At 57.9% G+C, this 14,146-nt stretch carries 15 protein-coding genes; 6 read left to right on the plus strand and 9 right to left on the minus strand.

All coding sequences use genetic code 11. The annotated features are described in order from the left end of the window. The first annotated feature begins 76 nt into the window (after positions 1-76). On the plus strand, positions 77-415 hold the full coding sequence (gene grxD, locus BLW22_RS03100; RefSeq protein WP_027604591.1) for a Grx4 family monothiol glutaredoxin: 339 nt from the start codon (positions 77-79) through the stop codon (positions 413-415). 71 nt (positions 416-486) lie between these two features. Here the strand turns inward: grxD and bfr are convergent, their stop codons facing one another. Together bfr and BLW22_RS03110 are read right to left on the minus strand one after the other, a co-directional pair. Further along, on the minus strand, positions 487-957 hold the full coding sequence (gene bfr / locus BLW22_RS03105) for a bacterioferritin (protein ID WP_012722487.1): 471 nt from the start codon (positions 955-957) through the stop codon (positions 487-489). Between the two features lie 201 nt (positions 958-1,158). Further along, positions 1,159-1,377 carry a bacterioferritin-associated ferredoxin gene (locus tag BLW22_RS03110; RefSeq protein WP_074844072.1) on the minus strand — a complete coding sequence of 73 codons (219 nt, stop codon included), beginning with the start codon at positions 1,375-1,377 and terminating at the stop codon, positions 1,159-1,161. A 244-nt stretch (positions 1,378-1,621) separates the two neighbouring features. Between BLW22_RS03110 and BLW22_RS03115 the strand changes: the two genes are divergently transcribed. Then, positions 1,622-2,224, plus strand: a complete 603-nt coding sequence (locus BLW22_RS03115; protein ID WP_003172097.1) for a peroxiredoxin — start codon at positions 1,622-1,624, stop codon at positions 2,222-2,224. 65 nt (positions 2,225-2,289) lie between these two features. On the opposite strand, the gene rnt is transcribed toward BLW22_RS03115, so the two are convergent. Together rnt and pyrC are read right to left on the minus strand one after the other, a co-directional pair. After that, positions 2,290-2,964, minus strand: coding sequence for a ribonuclease T (gene rnt / locus BLW22_RS03120; protein ID WP_027604590.1), 675 nt, complete (start codon positions 2,962-2,964; stop codon positions 2,290-2,292). Next, positions 2,961-4,007: a dihydroorotase gene (gene pyrC / locus BLW22_RS03125; protein ID WP_027604589.1), complete on the minus strand. Its 1,047-nt coding sequence runs from the start codon at positions 4,005-4,007 to the stop codon at positions 2,961-2,963. The genes rnt and pyrC overlap by 4 nt, the downstream gene beginning before the upstream one ends. 156 nt (positions 4,008-4,163) lie before the next feature. On the opposite strand from pyrC, the gene BLW22_RS03130 reads away from it, so the two are divergent. From BLW22_RS03130 to BLW22_RS03140, 3 genes are all read left to right on the plus strand, one after another. Beyond that, the gene (locus BLW22_RS03130; protein WP_065926525.1) at positions 4,164-5,072 is read left to right on the plus strand and encodes a flagellar protein MotY; all 909 of its coding nucleotides are present in this window, start codon (positions 4,164-4,166) and stop codon (positions 5,070-5,072) included. A gap of 129 nt (positions 5,073-5,201) precedes the next feature. Beyond that, on the plus strand, positions 5,202-6,419 hold the full coding sequence (locus tag BLW22_RS03135; protein ID WP_012722490.1) for an argininosuccinate synthase: 1,218 nt from the start codon (positions 5,202-5,204) through the stop codon (positions 6,417-6,419). 588 nt (positions 6,420-7,007) lie between these two features. Next, the gene (locus BLW22_RS03140; protein WP_027604587.1) at positions 7,008-7,640 is read left to right on the plus strand and encodes a response regulator transcription factor; all 633 of its coding nucleotides are present in this window, start codon (positions 7,008-7,010) and stop codon (positions 7,638-7,640) included. A gap of 84 nt (positions 7,641-7,724) precedes the next feature. On the opposite strand, the gene BLW22_RS03145 is transcribed toward BLW22_RS03140, so the two are convergent. The 4 genes from BLW22_RS03145 to metG all read right to left on the minus strand — a co-directional run bounded on the left by BLW22_RS03145 (position 7,725) and on the right by metG (position 11,917). Beyond that, complete coding sequence (locus tag BLW22_RS03145; protein ID WP_027604586.1) at positions 7,725-7,907, minus strand: PA3496 family putative envelope integrity protein; 183 nt, start codon at positions 7,905-7,907, stop codon at positions 7,725-7,727. 107 nt (positions 7,908-8,014) lie between these two features. After that, a complete protein-coding gene (gene nth, locus BLW22_RS03150) occupies positions 8,015-8,653 on the minus strand; it encodes an endonuclease III (protein ID WP_074844074.1) in 639 nt (212 codons plus the stop codon). Positions 8,654-8,788: 135 nt separating this feature from the next. Continuing rightward, on the minus strand, positions 8,789-9,751 hold the full coding sequence (gene rsxB, locus BLW22_RS03155) for an electron transport complex subunit RsxB (protein ID WP_065926524.1): 963 nt from the start codon (positions 9,749-9,751) through the stop codon (positions 8,789-8,791). A 114-nt stretch (positions 9,752-9,865) separates the two neighbouring features. Next, positions 9,866-11,917, minus strand: coding sequence for a methionine--tRNA ligase (metG, locus tag BLW22_RS03160; protein WP_074844076.1), 2,052 nt, complete (start codon positions 11,915-11,917; stop codon positions 9,866-9,868). 172 nt (positions 11,918-12,089) lie between these two features. Between metG and apbC the strand changes: the two genes are divergently transcribed. After that, entirely contained in the window at positions 12,090-13,184 is a 1,095-nt protein-coding gene (gene apbC, locus BLW22_RS03165; RefSeq protein WP_074844078.1) for an iron-sulfur cluster carrier protein ApbC, read from the plus strand. Between the two features lie 496 nt (positions 13,185-13,680). Here the strand turns inward: apbC and fdxA are convergent, their stop codons facing one another. Then, positions 13,681-14,004, minus strand: coding sequence for a ferredoxin FdxA (fdxA, locus tag BLW22_RS03170; protein WP_027604581.1), 324 nt, complete (start codon positions 14,002-14,004; stop codon positions 13,681-13,683). Between the last annotated feature and the right edge of the window lie 142 nt (positions 14,005-14,146).

Genomic DNA, 14,146 nt, shown 5'->3' on the forward strand with positions numbered 1-14,146 from the left:
CACCGCGTTGGAATTTTGCGTTACAATGCGCCACCGTGCCGACCTGTGAGTCGCAAAGTTCCAGCCGAGGTGTTCCATGGATATCATCGAAACGATCAAAGAGCAGATTGCCAACAACACCATTCTGCTTTACATGAAGGGCGCACCTAACGCTCCTCAGTGCGGTTTCTCCGCGAAGGCTTCCCAGGCTGTTATGCAGTGTGGCGAGAAGTTCGCTTACGTGGATATCCTGCAAAACCCGGAAATCCGCGCCAACCTGCCGAAGTACGCCAACTGGCCTACCTTCCCGCAACTGTGGGTAGCCGGCGAGCTGGTCGGCGGTAGCGATATCATCACCGAAATGGCAGCTGATGGTTCGTTGCAGGCGTTGATCAAAGATGCAGCAGCAAACGCGGCGGCCAAGACCGACGCTTGATTCGCCTGCGATAAAAAGCCCCGCTTCTCGTGAGAGAGCGGGGCTTTTTTGTACCTGAGAGAGCGACGGGATTATTCGCCCATCTGCGATTGCAGGTAGTTTTCCAGGCTGACTTTATCGATCAGGCCCAGTTGGGTTTCCAGCCAGTCGATATGTTCTTCCTGGTCTTCCAGGATGTCTTCCAGCAGTTCGCGGCTGCCGAAGTCGCCCTTGGTCTCGCAATGTGCAATGGCGGCCTTGAGGTCGCTGTGGCTCTTGCGTTCAAAGCCCAGGTCGCTGCTGATCATTTCCTGGGTGTGCTCGCCGATGTTCAGCTTGCCCAGGTCCTGTACGTTCGGCAGGCCTTCGAGGAACAGGATGCGCTTGATCAGCGCGTCGGCGTCCTTCATGGCCTTGATGGATTCTTTGTATTCACGCTTGCCAAGCTTTTCCAGGCCCCAATCGTCGTACATGCGCGCATGCAGGAAGTACTGATTGATCGCGACCAGTTCATTGGCAAGGATTTTGTTGAGTTGCTGGATGACTGAGATGTCGCCTTTCATGACTGGGGTCCTGCCCTGTAGTAGCTGTGTATAAGGCGGAGTTTGAGCGGCGAAAACCCTAGTGTCAAACCTAAGTTATTGAATAATAAATGAAAATTAATCGGAATAAGAATGTTTGTGTTCCGCGTCTTAGCGCTAACTAATTGAATTACAGGCATAAAAAAACCGGACACTCGGTCCGGTTCTTCAAAACACGCCTATTTAGGCGTGTGTAAATTCTGCTGAGTAGGGAACAGCGGCCTGTGCTGTTTGCAGCTGCGTCAGGGTTTCCCGTACCACTTGCTTGGCGAGGCAAGCACATTTACCACATTGACTGGCAACGCCGGTGGTTTCACGCACTTCCTTGTAGCTGCAGCAACCTTCATAGATTGCTTCGCGGATTTGTCCGTCGGTGACGCCGGTACACAGGCACACATACATAAGGGAGAACCGTCGCGGGTTTAAGGCTTAAGTGCGATGGATCTTAATGTTAACGAGAATGATTGTCAAAGTAGATTCGTAGGGTATTGGCCTGCACCGCCCTCACGCTGACGAACGGTTTTTTCAGTGTATGATGGTCGGTCTTCACGAAGCGTGACTGCGTCACAGGGCTGTCGCTTGAATGCGGCAGACTCAAGGCCGGTCCTTTTACTTCAATCGTCACCCTTACATCAGGAGATACCCAATGAGCGTACTCGTCGGCAAACAAGCCCCGGATTTCGACGTACCTGCCGTGCTCGGCAATGGCGAAATCGTTGACAGCTTCAAACTGTCTGAAGCCATCAAAGGCAAATACGGCCTGGTGTTCTTCTACCCGCTGGACTTCACCTTCGTCTGCCCTTCGGAGCTGATCGCTCTGGACCACCGCATGGACGATTTCAAGGCGCGTAACGTTGAAGTGGTTGCCGTTTCCATCGACTCCCATTTCACCCACAACGCCTGGCGCAACACGGCCATCAACGATGGCGGCATCGGCAAAGTCAAATACACCATGGCTGCCGACATGAAGCACGACATCGCCAAGGCCTACGACGTTGAGTCCGAAGGTGGCGTGGCGTTCCGCGGCGCGTTCCTGATCGATGACAAGGGCGTTGTGCGCTCCCAGATCATCAACGACCTGCCGCTGGGCCGTAACATGGAAGAGCTGATCCGTCTGGTCGACGCCCTGCAATTCCACGAAGAGCACGGCGAAGTCTGCCCTGCCAACTGGAAAAAAGGCGACAAAGGCATGAACGCTTCGCCTGAAGGCGTTGCGGCTTACCTGACCGAGAACGCTGGCAAGCTGTAAGCCGGATTCGCGGGACAAAAAAACCGGCCTGAGAAGGCCGGTTTTTTCATGCGCGGGATTTGACCTCAGTCGCCGAAGTCTTCCCAGCCGCCCATCTGCTTCCAGCGGTTGACGATGCCGCAGAACAGCTCGGCGGTCTTCTCGGTGTCGTAGCGGGCCGAGTGGGCTTCGCGACCGTCGAAGTCGATGCCGGCCGCCTGGCAGGCCTTGGCCAAGACGGTCTGGCCATAGGCCAGGCCAGCAAGGGTGGCGGTGTCGAAACTGGAGAACGGGTGGAACGGATTGCGCTTCATGTCCAGCCGCGTCACGGCGGCGTTGAGGAAGCCCAGGTCGAAGCTGCTGTTATGCCCGACCAGGATCGCGCGCTTGCAGCCGTTGGCCTTCAAGGCCTTGCGTACGCCACGGAAGATATCGGTGAGTGCCGCCTCTTCGCTGACGGCCATGCGCAGGGGGTGATCCAGCTTGATCCCGGTAAACTCCAGGGCTGCCGCTTCGATATTGGCACCTTCAAACGGCTCGACGCGGAAGAAGTGGGTGTGCTCCGGATACACAAAGCCCTGTTCGTCCATGCCGATAGTCGTTGCGGCGATTTCCAGCAGTGCATCGGTGGCGCAATTGAAGCCGCCGGTTTCTACGTCGACAACGACAGGCAGGTAGCCGCGGAAACGTTCGGCCATCGGGTGGCGCGAACCACCACCGCCACCGTGTTCCTGGTCGTCATCGTAATGGTCTTCACTCACTTGCTTTCCTCCAGCAGGCGCCAGCGCAGTGTTTCACCGGCGCGCAGCGGGATAACGGTCAGCTCGCCAAATGGCAGGCTGGCGGGGGCGGTCCAGTCTTCACGGACCAGTGTGATACGGTCGGTATTCGCCGGCAGGCCATAGAATCGCGGGCCATTGAGGCTGGCGAAACCTTCGAGTTTATCCAGGGCGTTGCGCTGTTCGAACGCTTCGGCATACAGCTCGATGGCGGCAAACGCGGTGTAGCAACCGGCACAACCGCACGCGGCTTCCTTGGCGTGCTGGGCGTGGGGCGCAGAGTCGGTGCCGAGGAAGAACTTCGGATTACCGCTGGTCGCGGCATCCAGCAAGGCCACCTGGTGGGTGTTGCGCTTGAGGATCGGCAGGCAATAGAAGTGCGGCCGAATCCCGCCCACCAGCATGTGGTTGCGGTTGTACAGCAGGTGATGGGCGGTGATGGTTGCGCCGACGTTGGCCGAGGCCTCGGTGACGAACTGCACGGCATCGGCCGTGGTGATGTGCTCGAACACCACCTTGAGGGTCGGGAACAGCTCGACCACGCGGCGCATGTGCTCGTCGATGAAGATTTTCTCGCGATCGAACACGTCCACGTCGCCACGGGTGACTTCACCGTGGATCAGCAGCGGCATGCCGACTTCGGCCATGGCTTCGATGGCCGGCAGGATCTTGTCGATGCTGGTCACGCCGGAATCGGAGTTGGTGGTCGCACCGGCCGGGTACAGCTTGGCGGCGTGCACGAAACCGCTGGCCTTGGCCTGGCGAATTTCTTCGGGCTGGGTACGGTCGGTGAGGTAGAGCACCATCAACGGTTCGAAGCGGCTGCCGGCCGGCCGTGCAGCGAGGATGCGCTGGCGATAGGCGTCGGCTTCGGCGGCGTTACGCACCGGTGGTACCAGGTTAGGCATGATGATGGCGCGGCCAAACGTACGCGCTACATCGGCCACGGTTTGGGGCAACGCAGCACCATCGCGAAGATGAATATGCCAGTCGTCGGGACGCAGCAGGGTCAGGCGGTCGGACATTGGGGATTCCAGGCGGGTCAATCTGGTGGGAATGCTACCGGAAAAGACTCTTGCAGGCACTCGCTATCAAGTTTTGCAGGATGCATCCGATAGCCTTTCGTATGCCTTATCGATGTATGACGCTTTGAAGTGTTGTAGAAACCAGTGGAGCCTCCCGTGCGCCAGCATTATCTAGCCCTGCTCAGTGTGTTCGCCAGCCTGCCTGCTATGGCCCTCACGTTCCAGACACGTCTGGAGAACATTGAGTGGAAGGTAGAGGGGGACAAGTTCGAGTGCCGCCTGAGCCAACCGATCACCGACTTCGGTTCGGGTGAGTTCGTGCGCCGGGCCGGCGAGCAGGCGACGTTTCGTCTGAAAGCCTATAACGGGTCGTTGGGCGCAGGGTCGGCCACCTTGTTGGCCGCCGCAGCCCCCTGGCAGCCCGGTCGGGGTGACATCAATCTCGGCGCCGTACGTGCCGGCAGCGGTGATGTGCTGTTCAACAGCTCTCAGGCCCAGGCCGGGCGTCTCTTCAACGGTTTGCTCGATGGACGCTCGCCCACTGTGCGGCACTATGGACGCGAGGGTGGCTATTCGGAGATTCGCCTGCTGCCGGTGAAATTCAACAAGGCCTACAGCGACTATCAACTGTGCACCGCCAAGTTGCTGCCGATGAATTACGATCAGGTCAAGCAGACCGAAGTGGGCTTCCCCGGTGGCGGCATCGAGCTGGACGCTGCGGCAAAGCAGAAGCTGGCGGTGATTCTCGAATTCATGAAGGCGGACCCTACCGTCAACCATATCGAATTGAACGGCCACTCGGACAACAGCGGCAATCGCCTGAGCAACCGTGATGTTTCACGCCGTCGTGCGCTGGCGGTGATGGACTACTTCAAGGCCAACGGTATTCCTGAGTCTCAGATCACCCTGCGGTTCCATGGTGAAAGCTACCCCTTGGCGCCCAACACCACTGCCGCCAACCGGGCCCGTAACCGCCGTGTGAATATTCAGCTCGAACGCGCGGCTGCCCCTGAGAAACCGGCCCCCCAGGCCACGGGGCCGAGCAACCCGGCACACACCTCCTGAAGTGCGACCATCGGTCGCTCGCTCGACATAATCTGTCGCTTTATCTTCATTTGCTGTCGCGCCCCTGTAAATCCACGGTTTTGATCGGTAGAATCGACGCCTTTCCGTACAACCCCGTGGAGTGATGGCATGGCCGACGTAAACAAGGTCGTTCTCGCGTATTCCGGCGGCCTGGACACTTCGGTGATCCTCAAGTGGCTGCAGGATACTTATAACTGTGAAGTGGTGACCTTCACCGCTGACCTGGGTCAGGGCGAAGAGGTCGAACCTGCACGTGCCAAGGCGCAAGCCATGGGCGTGAAAGAGATCTACATTGACGACCTGCGCGAAGAATTCGTCCGCGATTTCGTCTTCCCGATGTTTCGCGCCAACACTGTCTACGAAGGCGAGTACCTGCTGGGTACTTCCATCGCACGTCCGCTGATCGCCAAGCGCCTGATCGAAATCGCCAACGAAACCGGCGCTGATGCCATTTCCCATGGCGCCACCGGCAAGGGCAACGACCAGGTGCGTTTCGAACTGGGTGCCTACGCGCTCAAGCCCGGCGTGAAAGTGATTGCCCCCTGGCGTGAATGGGACCTGCTGTCCCGTGAAAAGCTGATGGATTACGCTGAAAAGCACGCGATCCCGATCGAGCGTCATGGCAAGAAAAAGTCCCCGTACTCGATGGACGCCAACCTGCTGCACATCTCCTATGAAGGCGGCGTGCTGGAAGACACCTGGACCGAGCACGAAGAAGACATGTGGAAATGGACCGTCTCCCCGGAGAACGCTCCAGACAAGCCGCAATACCTGGAACTGACCTACCGTAATGGCGACATCGTCGCGCTGGACGGCGTCGAAATGACCCCGGCCACCGTATTGGCGACGCTGAACCGTATCGGTGGCGAACACGGCATCGGTCGCCTCGACATCGTCGAGAACCGCTATGTGGGCATGAAGTCCCGTGGCTGCTACGAAACCCCGGGCGGCACCATCATGCTGCGTGCCCACCGCGCCATCGAGTCCATCACCCTGGACCGTGAAGTGGCTCACCTCAAAGACGAGCTGATGCCCAAGTACGCCAGCCTGATCTATACCGGCTACTGGTGGAGCCCTGAGCGTCTGATGCTGCAACAGATGATCGATGCTTCCCAGGCCCACGTGAATGGCGTTGTGCGTCTGAAGTTGTACAAGGGCAATGTGATCGTTACCGGCCGTAAGTCGGATGACTCGCTGTTCGACGCCAACATCGCCACTTTCGAAGAAGATGGTGGCGCCTACAACCAGGCCGACGCAGCGGGCTTTATCAAGTTGAATGCATTGCGCATGCGCATTGCTGCCAACAAAGGTCGTTCGTTGTTCTGAGTGTCAAGCCGGTTGTAAAAATGGCCCCTTGTTCAAGGGGCCATTTTTTTGTCTTGAATTCTTGATTAAGTCCACTTTCTTTAAACTTGTTTAATCAGTGTTTTTGATGATGGGGACGCTGGTTTTTTGTCGGGGGAATGTTTTTTATCATTTGTGTAGGAACCAGTCTTACAGATAATTCACTCATGTAGGTGCGAGGAGTATGTAAGAAGCCAAAAATTCTGTAGGAAATAAGGATGTAAGTAAATATGTTAAATGGAACTGAAACTACCGATTTTTCTCTGCTAGCTCCGCTACCTGCAGTCGACAGGCAAGGGGCATTTCCTGATAGTTGCGTGCGGCACGTTTACCTTATCCCCTGGGGGGGCTGGAAATTTCACTCAAAATATGTGAGGTCCCGGAAAGTTCTGAAGGGCCTCATAAAACTGGAAACATCTGTATCGGTGTTTTTTTGTAGGGCGTTTCCTTTATCTCTGTGGGTTGGGTCTCTGCTTGCTGTTGCTCGGGGGGGAACGCTATGCCAACTAGGAAACGACTAGGCTATTGTGTTTGCTCTAAATAATTCGAACAGCGAAATTGGACTTTCTCATGAATAAAGTGCTGATCGTAGATGATCATCCCGTCATTCGTCTTGCTGTGCGTATGCTAATGGAGCGTCATGGTTATGAGGTCGTTGCAGAGACCAATAACGGTGTCGATGCGTTGCAACTTGCGCGGGAGCATATGCCGGACATTGTCATACTGGATATTGGGATTCCCAAGCTCGATGGCCTGGAAGTTATTTGCCGACTTTCGTCTACCAAGCAGGCTGTCCCGTTCAAGGTCCTGGTGCTCACCTCCCAGGCTCCAGGTCACTTTTCGATGCGTTGCATGCAGGCGGGTGCTGCTGGCTATGTGTGCAAGCAACAGGACCTGACTGAATTGCTCAGCGCGATCAAGGCGGTGTTGTCGGGCTACAGCTATTTCCCAAACCAGGCACTCAACTCGGTACGCTCCACCATGGGCAATGCCAGTGAGGCCGATATGGTCGAGCGTCTGTCCGGCCGGGAGATGATGGTGTTGCAGCAGTTGGCCCGGGGCAGGACCAACAAGGAGATTGCCGACGGTATGTTTCTCAGCAACAAGACCGTCAGCACCTACAAGACTCGTCTGCTGCTCAAGCTCAATGCCCGCTCTCTCGTGGACTTGATCGAGCTGGCCCAGCGTAACGGCTTGGTATAGGTGAGGGCACAGCACTGCGCATAGGCCGCACAACCGGCAGAAAAAAGCCTCCGACAGGGAGGCTTCCGGCCGTCGACCGCTTGATCAGAGGTCGAAGTCGTAGTCGGCCAGTTGTTTTTGCAAGCGTCGTTCTTCCAGAAGGTTGTCGATAGTACGGCGTTTGCTCAGATTGGTCTTGGCGACCTCCGCCACAGGTGCTTCCACGCCATCGTCCTCCGATTCAACGAGGTCGTCTTCCACATCCAACTGTTCTTTGTCAGTGCTCATAACGTTAACTCCGGAGTAAGACTGCCGTTGGCGCTCCTTATAACGATAATCCATGAATGGGTAAAAAAGATTTTTTCAATCGACTGATCGAGAAAACCAATGAGCCCTCAATCGTCCGACGTCTTGCCCTTGTATTCGCACAGGTCTTCAATGCGGCAGCTGCCGCAGCGCGGCTTGCGGGCCTGGCAAACATAGCGTCCGTGCAGGATCAGCCAATGGTGGGAGTCAAGCAGGTACGGTTTGGGCACGAACTTCATGAGCTGCTTTTCCACTTCGACCACGTTCTTGCCGCGGGCTATTCCGGTTCGATTACTGACCCGAAAAATATGGGTATCCACGGCCATGGTGAGTTGCCTGAATGCGGTGTTGAGCACCACGTTAGCGGTTTTACGGCCCACCCCCGGCAGGGCTTCCAGTGCTTCGCGGGTTTCTGGCACTTCGCTATTGTGCCGTTCTATCAGCAAGCGGCAGGTCTCGATGACATTCTTGGCCTTGCTGTTGTAGAGGCCGATGGTCTTGATGTACTCCGATAACCCGTCCACGCCCAGGGCGTAAATCGCCTCTGGCGTGTTTGCCACGGGATACAGCCTGGCCGTGGCCTTGTTGACGCCGACGTCCGTGGATTGGGCCGACAGGATCACTGCAATCAGTAACTCGAACGGCGAGGAGTAGGCCAGTTCGGTCTTGGGTTCCGGATTGTCTTCGTGAAGCCTGCGAAAAATTTCCAGGCGTTTTGCGGCGTTCATGGGGCGGAAGGTTCCTTTCGGGCAGTCAGCGTAGTTTCGAATAGTGGGTCCAGGCCTGGAGTCCTGCGAGCAGGACAAGCCGACGATATCAATGTGGTGTCGGCGATGGACTGTAACAACCCCCAGGATTATCAGTCATGTGCCATGGGCGTCTACTTGGCGCTGCGCATCATCGAGCTTGTGTTGCGCGTCGGCTAATTGTTGCGGATCCGCCTGTTGGTCGAGGGCTTTCTTCAACTCGGCCCGGCGCATCGCCAATTGGATTTTGGCGCGCTTGAGGTCGGCGTTGTTGACGGCAGGCAGCGGTGTCGCGGGTGTGTGATGCTGGCCCAGGGCTGCCAACGCCTGCTCCGCTGCCTCGAACTGCTGTTGCAGGGCGATCAGTTGGGATTGTTGTTCAAAGGTCGGCGGGTGCCCAAAAGCCTGCAAGGATTTGTGCAATTGGGCGCGGCTCATGGCCACATTGATCTTGGCTTTTTTCACCTCCGCATCCTGGGCGGCTCGCGCTGCGTCAAGTGGCAAAGGGGGAGTTGGTGCTGAACGCTGAGGCCGCGCCACACGTTGGGCAATCCTGTGCTCTTCTTCCCGTTGCAGGCGCGCATTGCGTTGTTCAAAGCGTTGCCGGGCACGGTCGCGCTTGAAATCTCGTTCACGGCGTTCGTTTTCGTTCGCTGCCAGGCCGCCGACGATCGGCAGCCCTGTGACCAGTGGGCGTAACTCAATGCAGTCGACGGGGCAGGGCGCGACGCACAGGTCGCAACCGGTGCACTCATCGATGATAACGGTGTGCATCAACTTGGCGGCGCCGACAATCGCGTCCACCGGGCAGGCCTGGATGCATTTGGTGCAGCCGATGCACTCGGCCTCGCGGATGTAGGCGACCTGGGCCGGGGCGTCCCCACGGCTGGTATCCAGCTCCAGAATGGGTACACGCAGTAATAGCGCAAGGCCGGTGATCGTCTCCTGTCCTCCGGGCGGGCATTTGTTGATTGCCTCGCCCCGGGCGATACCCTCGGCGTAAGGCTTGCAGCCCGGGTGCCCACATTTGCCGCATTGTGTCTGCGGCAGCAGCGCGTCGATACGTTGAATCAGATTCATGGAGTGATCATTGGCGTGCCGGTTGAACAAACAGGGTTTGATTATCCGGCAAGCGAGAAGGGGGGACTAGTTGAAAAGCCCCGTCGCCGAAACGACAGGGCTGTTTTGCAGCGCTTACTTGATACGTTGACCCGGCTTGGCGCCGCTGTCCGGGCTCAGCAGGTAGATCTCTTCGCCGCCAGGGCCAGCCGCCATCACCATGCCTTCGGAGATACCGAACTTCATTTTCCGCGGCTTGAGGTTGGCAATCATCATGGTCAGGCGACCATTGAGCTTGGATGGGTCCGGATAGGCGCTCTTGATTCCGGAGAACACGTTGCGTTGTTCGTCACCAATATCGAGGGTCAGGCGCAGCAGTTTGTCGGCCCCTTCCACGGCTTCGGCCTTGATGATCAGCGCCACGCGCAGGTCCACGGCAGCAAAGGCGTCAAAGTCGATTTCCGGGGAAAGCGGGTCCTTGGCCAGCTCGCCGTTACCGGCCGGTTTCGATTCGCCGGTATCGGTCTGGCTGGCAGCCAGGTCTTCTTTCGATGCGTCGGTCATTGCCTGGACCTTGACCGGGTCGATCCGGGTCATCAGAGGCTTGAATTCATTCAACTGATGGTTGCTGAGCAACGTGGCGTGGTCGTTCCAGGTGAGCGGGGCGACATTGAGGAACGCCTCGGCGTCGGCGGCCAGCAATGGCAACACGGGCTTGAGGAAGATCACCAACTGGCGGAATAGGTTGACGCCGGTGGCGCAGATCGCCTGGACCTCTTCCTGCTTGCCTTCCTGCTTGTTCAGCGACCAGGGGGCCTTGTCGGCAATCCAGGCGTTGGCGCGGTCGGCCAGGCCCATGATCTCGCGCATGGCGCGGGCAAAGTCGCGGGCTTCATAGGCGTCGGCGATGCTTGGGGCGGCAGCCAGGAACGCGTCGGTCAGTTCCGGCGCGGCGTTCTCGGCCACCAGCAGGCCGGCGTTGCCTTTGTGGATAAAACCGGCGCAGCGGCTGGCGATGTTGACCACCTTGCCAACCAGGTCCGAGTTGACCTTCTGGACGAAGTCTTCCAGGTTCAGGTCCAGGTCGTCGACGCCACGGCCCAGCTTGGAGGCGTAGTAGTAGCGCAGGTATTCCGGCGACAGGTGGTCCAGGTAGGTGCGTGCCTTGATAAAGGTGCCACGGGACTTGGACATCTTCTGGCCATTGACCGTCAGGTAGCCGTGTACCGCGATGCCGGTTGGCTTGCGGTAGCCCGAACCTTCGAGCATGGCTGGCCAGAACAGGGCGTGGAAGTTGACGATGTCCTTGCCTATGAAGTGGTACAGCTCGGCGGTGGAGTCCTTGCCCCAGAACGCATCGAAGTCCAGCTCCGGCGTACGGTCGCAGAGGTTCTTGAAGCTGGCCATGTAGCCGATCGGCGCGTCCAGCCATACATAGAAGTATTTGCCGGGCTCGCCTGGGATCTCGAAGCCGAAGTACGGTGCATCGCGGGAGATGTCCCACTGTTGCAGGCCTGCATCCAGCCATTCGGCGATCTTGTTGGCCACGGCGTCCTGCAGGGTGCCGCTGCGGGTCCAGGTTTGCAGCATCTGCTGGAAATCCGGGAGCTTGAAGAAGAAGTGCTGGGAATCCTTGAGTACCGGGATGGCGCCGGAGATAGCCGAGCGCGGGTTCTTAAGGTCAGTCGGTGCGTAGGTGGCACCGCATTTTTCGCAGTTGTCGCCGTACTGGTCTTCAGTGCCGCATTTCGGGCAGGTGCCCTTGATGAAGCGGTCGGCCAGGAACATTTTCTTTTCCGGGTCGAAATACTGCGTGATCGAGCGCGTGGCAATGTGCCCGGCGTCCTTCAAACGCAGGTAGATCTGGCTCGACAGCTCACGGTTTTCGGCGGAGTGGGTCGAGTGGAAGTTGTCGAAATCCACCAGGAACTCGGCAAAGTCGGCGCTGTGTTCAGCCTGCACATTGGCGATCAGCTGTTCCGGGGTGATGCCTTCCTTTTCGGCGCGCAGCATGATGGCCGAACCGTGGGCGTCGTCCGCGCAGACATAGATGCATTGATTGCCGCGATGCTTCTGGAAGCGCACCCACATATCGGTCTGGATGTACTCAAGCATATGGCCAAGATGGATGGAACCATTGGCATAGGGCAGGGCGCTGGTGACGAGGATCTTGCGTGGCTCGGACATGGGGCTCGGCTACTTGATGAAACGGAGGTCGGCCACTATAAAGCGCCGGGAAATTTATTTCACCCCGTGGTGCTGTTTCAGAATCTTCCGCACCTGCGAAAGCATGCCGTAACGCTGCTGGAACGGTTAGGATAGCCGCCTGTTTCAGTCAGTCTTTTTTCGGGAGTTGCCCATGAGCGCCGTCAATCGCGCAGCGGTGGAAGCCGTTCTTCGCCAGTACACCGACCCCTATTTGAACCAGGATCCGGTCAGCGCCGGCTGTGTACGCGCCATCGAGGTCCAGGGTGACCAGGTCTCGGTCCAGCTGGAGCTGGGTTATGCCGCCGGCCTGTTCAAGAGCGGTTGGGCGCAGATGCTGCAAATGGCCATCGAGGGCCTCGACGGCGTGCGTGCGGCCAAGGTCGACGTCCAGTGCGTGATCGCCCCGCACAAGGCCCAGGCGCAGATCCCGGGCCTGGCCAACGTCAAGAACGTGGTGGCAGTCGCTTCCGGCAAGGGCGGCGTGGGCAAATCCACCACCGCAGCCAACCTGGCCCTGGCCCTGGCCCGTGAAGGCGCGCGTGTGGGTATTCTCGACGCCGATATCTACGGCCCGAGCCAGGGCGTGATGTTCGGCATCGCCGAAGGCACGCGGCCGAAGGTCAAGGACCAGAAGTGGTTCGTGCCGATCGAGTCCATGGGCGTGGAGGTCATGTCCATGGCGTTCCTGACCGATGACAACACGCCGATGGTGTGGCGCGGGCCGATGGTCTCCGGCGCGTTGCTGCAATTGGTTACCCAGACCGCCTGGGGCGACCTGGATTACCTGGTGATCGACATGCCGCCAGGCACCGGCGATATCCAACTGACCCTGGCACAGAAAGTCCCGGTGGCCGGCTCGGTGATCGTGACCACGCCCCAGGACCTGGCGTTGCTGGACGCCAGGAAGGGCGTGGAGATGTTCCGCAAGGTCAACATTCCGGTGCTGGGTGTGGTGGAGAACATGGCGGTGCACATCTGCTCCAACTGCGGCCACGCAGAGCATCTATTTGGTGAAGGTGGTGGCGAGAAGCTGGCGATCCAGTACGGCGTTGAACTACTGGCCTCGTTGCCATTGTCGATGGGCATTCGTGAACAGGCCGACGGCGGCAAGCCCACCGTAGCGGCAGAGCCCGATGGCCAGATCGCCATGATCTACCAGGAATTGGCTCGCCATGTGGGCGCCCGGATCGTCCTGCAGGAAGCGGCGGCCCCGGCAATGCCGACCATTACGGTCAGCGACGACTGAACTCGCTGAAGGACAAGAAGCCTCGACTTGTCGGGGCTTTTTCTTGCCTGGAGATCGGTCAATGGGTTTCTTTTACGCTTTTACGCAATGGCGCGCGTAAGCATTCGCTTACTTTCTCGTAAGTGTTTGGTTTTTTTGCCGGGCGTGTGCGTCTCTAATCCTTGAGGGAGTTTTCTATCTAATTGAAATATAACAATTATTTATCTTTGTCTGGGCGCTGGAAACTGTCAGTGCCAAGTTTGGATCCCGTTGAACTTCCCTCGGAACTCTCTAACATCAGCCCTGTGTCCACGGATTGACACAGCCATCAAGGAACGATGGTTGAAGGAACGTCGCAGGATGCGATTCATCAGGATGATGAAAAGGAACACAGGGACTAGGGAAAAAATGTGGGCGGGTCATACCGCCCCTTTTTTCGTCTATAGAAAAGTGAATGCGTTCCCCGGAACGCAAAAAAGGCCCTTGAAGGGCCTTTTTTTGTTGGGCAGCGGCGCTTTTAGCGCTCTAGTTGCTCAATCTTGTTGGGTTTGCCATCCCATTCGGCGGCATCCGGCAACGAGTCTTTCTTCTCGGTGATGTTTGGCCAGATTTCAGCCAATTCAACGTTCAACTGAATGAACTGTTCCATGCCCGCCGGGACTTCGTCCTCGGAGAAAATGGCGACGGCCGGGCATTCAGGTTCACACAGGGCGCAGTCAATGCACTCGTCCGGGTGGATGACCAGGAAGTTCGGGCCTTCGTAGAAGCAGTCCACCGGACACACTTCTACGCAGTCGGTGTACTTGCACTTGATGCAGTTGTCGGTGACGACGAAGGTCATTTCTAATTCTCTCCTCAGGCGGCGGCAGCGAAACCCTTTGTGGTAGGGCTCGCGAGGTTCGGGAGCGATAGTCTGCAGGCCAGGCTAAGAGCCAGCAGCATCCCAAACCGCGCGAGAGTCTATCAGCTTGCAAGCGTGAGCG

Source organism: Pseudomonas marginalis (assembly GCF_900105325.1).
Classification (GTDB): Bacteria; Pseudomonadota; Gammaproteobacteria; order Pseudomonadales; family Pseudomonadaceae; genus Aquipseudomonas; species Aquipseudomonas marginalis.

Bases quoted from the DNA above. Each gene is read 5' to 3' on its own strand.
- grxD (WP_027604591.1), top strand. From the start codon at position 77: ATGGATATCATCGAAACGATCAAAGAGCAGATTGCCAACAACACCATT.
- bfr (WP_012722487.1), bottom strand. From the start codon at position 957: ATGAAAGGCGACATCTCAGTCATCCAGCAACTCAACAAAATCCTTGCC.
- BLW22_RS03110 (WP_074844072.1), bottom strand. From the start codon at position 1,377: ATGTATGTGTGCCTGTGTACCGGCGTCACCGACGGACAAATCCGCGAA.
- BLW22_RS03115 (WP_003172097.1), top strand. From the start codon at position 1,622: ATGAGCGTACTCGTCGGCAAACAAGCCCCGGATTTCGACGTACCTGCC.
- pyrC (WP_027604589.1), bottom strand. From the start codon at position 4,007: ATGTCCGACCGCCTGACCCTGCTGCGTCCCGACGACTGGCATATTCAT.
- BLW22_RS03135 (WP_012722490.1), top strand. From the start codon at position 5,202: ATGGCCGACGTAAACAAGGTCGTTCTCGCGTATTCCGGCGGCCTGGAC.
- BLW22_RS03140 (WP_027604587.1), top strand. From the start codon at position 7,008: ATGAATAAAGTGCTGATCGTAGATGATCATCCCGTCATTCGTCTTGCT.
- BLW22_RS03145 (WP_027604586.1), bottom strand. From the start codon at position 7,907: ATGAGCACTGACAAAGAACAGTTGGATGTGGAAGACGACCTCGTTGAA.
- nth (WP_074844074.1), bottom strand. From the start codon at position 8,653: ATGAACGCCGCAAAACGCCTGGAAATTTTTCGCAGGCTTCACGAAGAC.
- rsxB (WP_065926524.1), bottom strand. From the start codon at position 9,751: ATGAATCTGATTCAACGTATCGACGCGCTGCTGCCGCAGACACAATGC.
- metG (WP_074844076.1), bottom strand. From the start codon at position 11,917: ATGTCCGAGCCACGCAAGATCCTCGTCACCAGCGCCCTGCCCTATGCC.
- apbC (WP_074844078.1), top strand. From the start codon at position 12,090: ATGAGCGCCGTCAATCGCGCAGCGGTGGAAGCCGTTCTTCGCCAGTAC.
- fdxA (WP_027604581.1), bottom strand. From the start codon at position 14,004: ATGACCTTCGTCGTCACCGACAACTGCATCAAGTGCAAGTACACCGAC.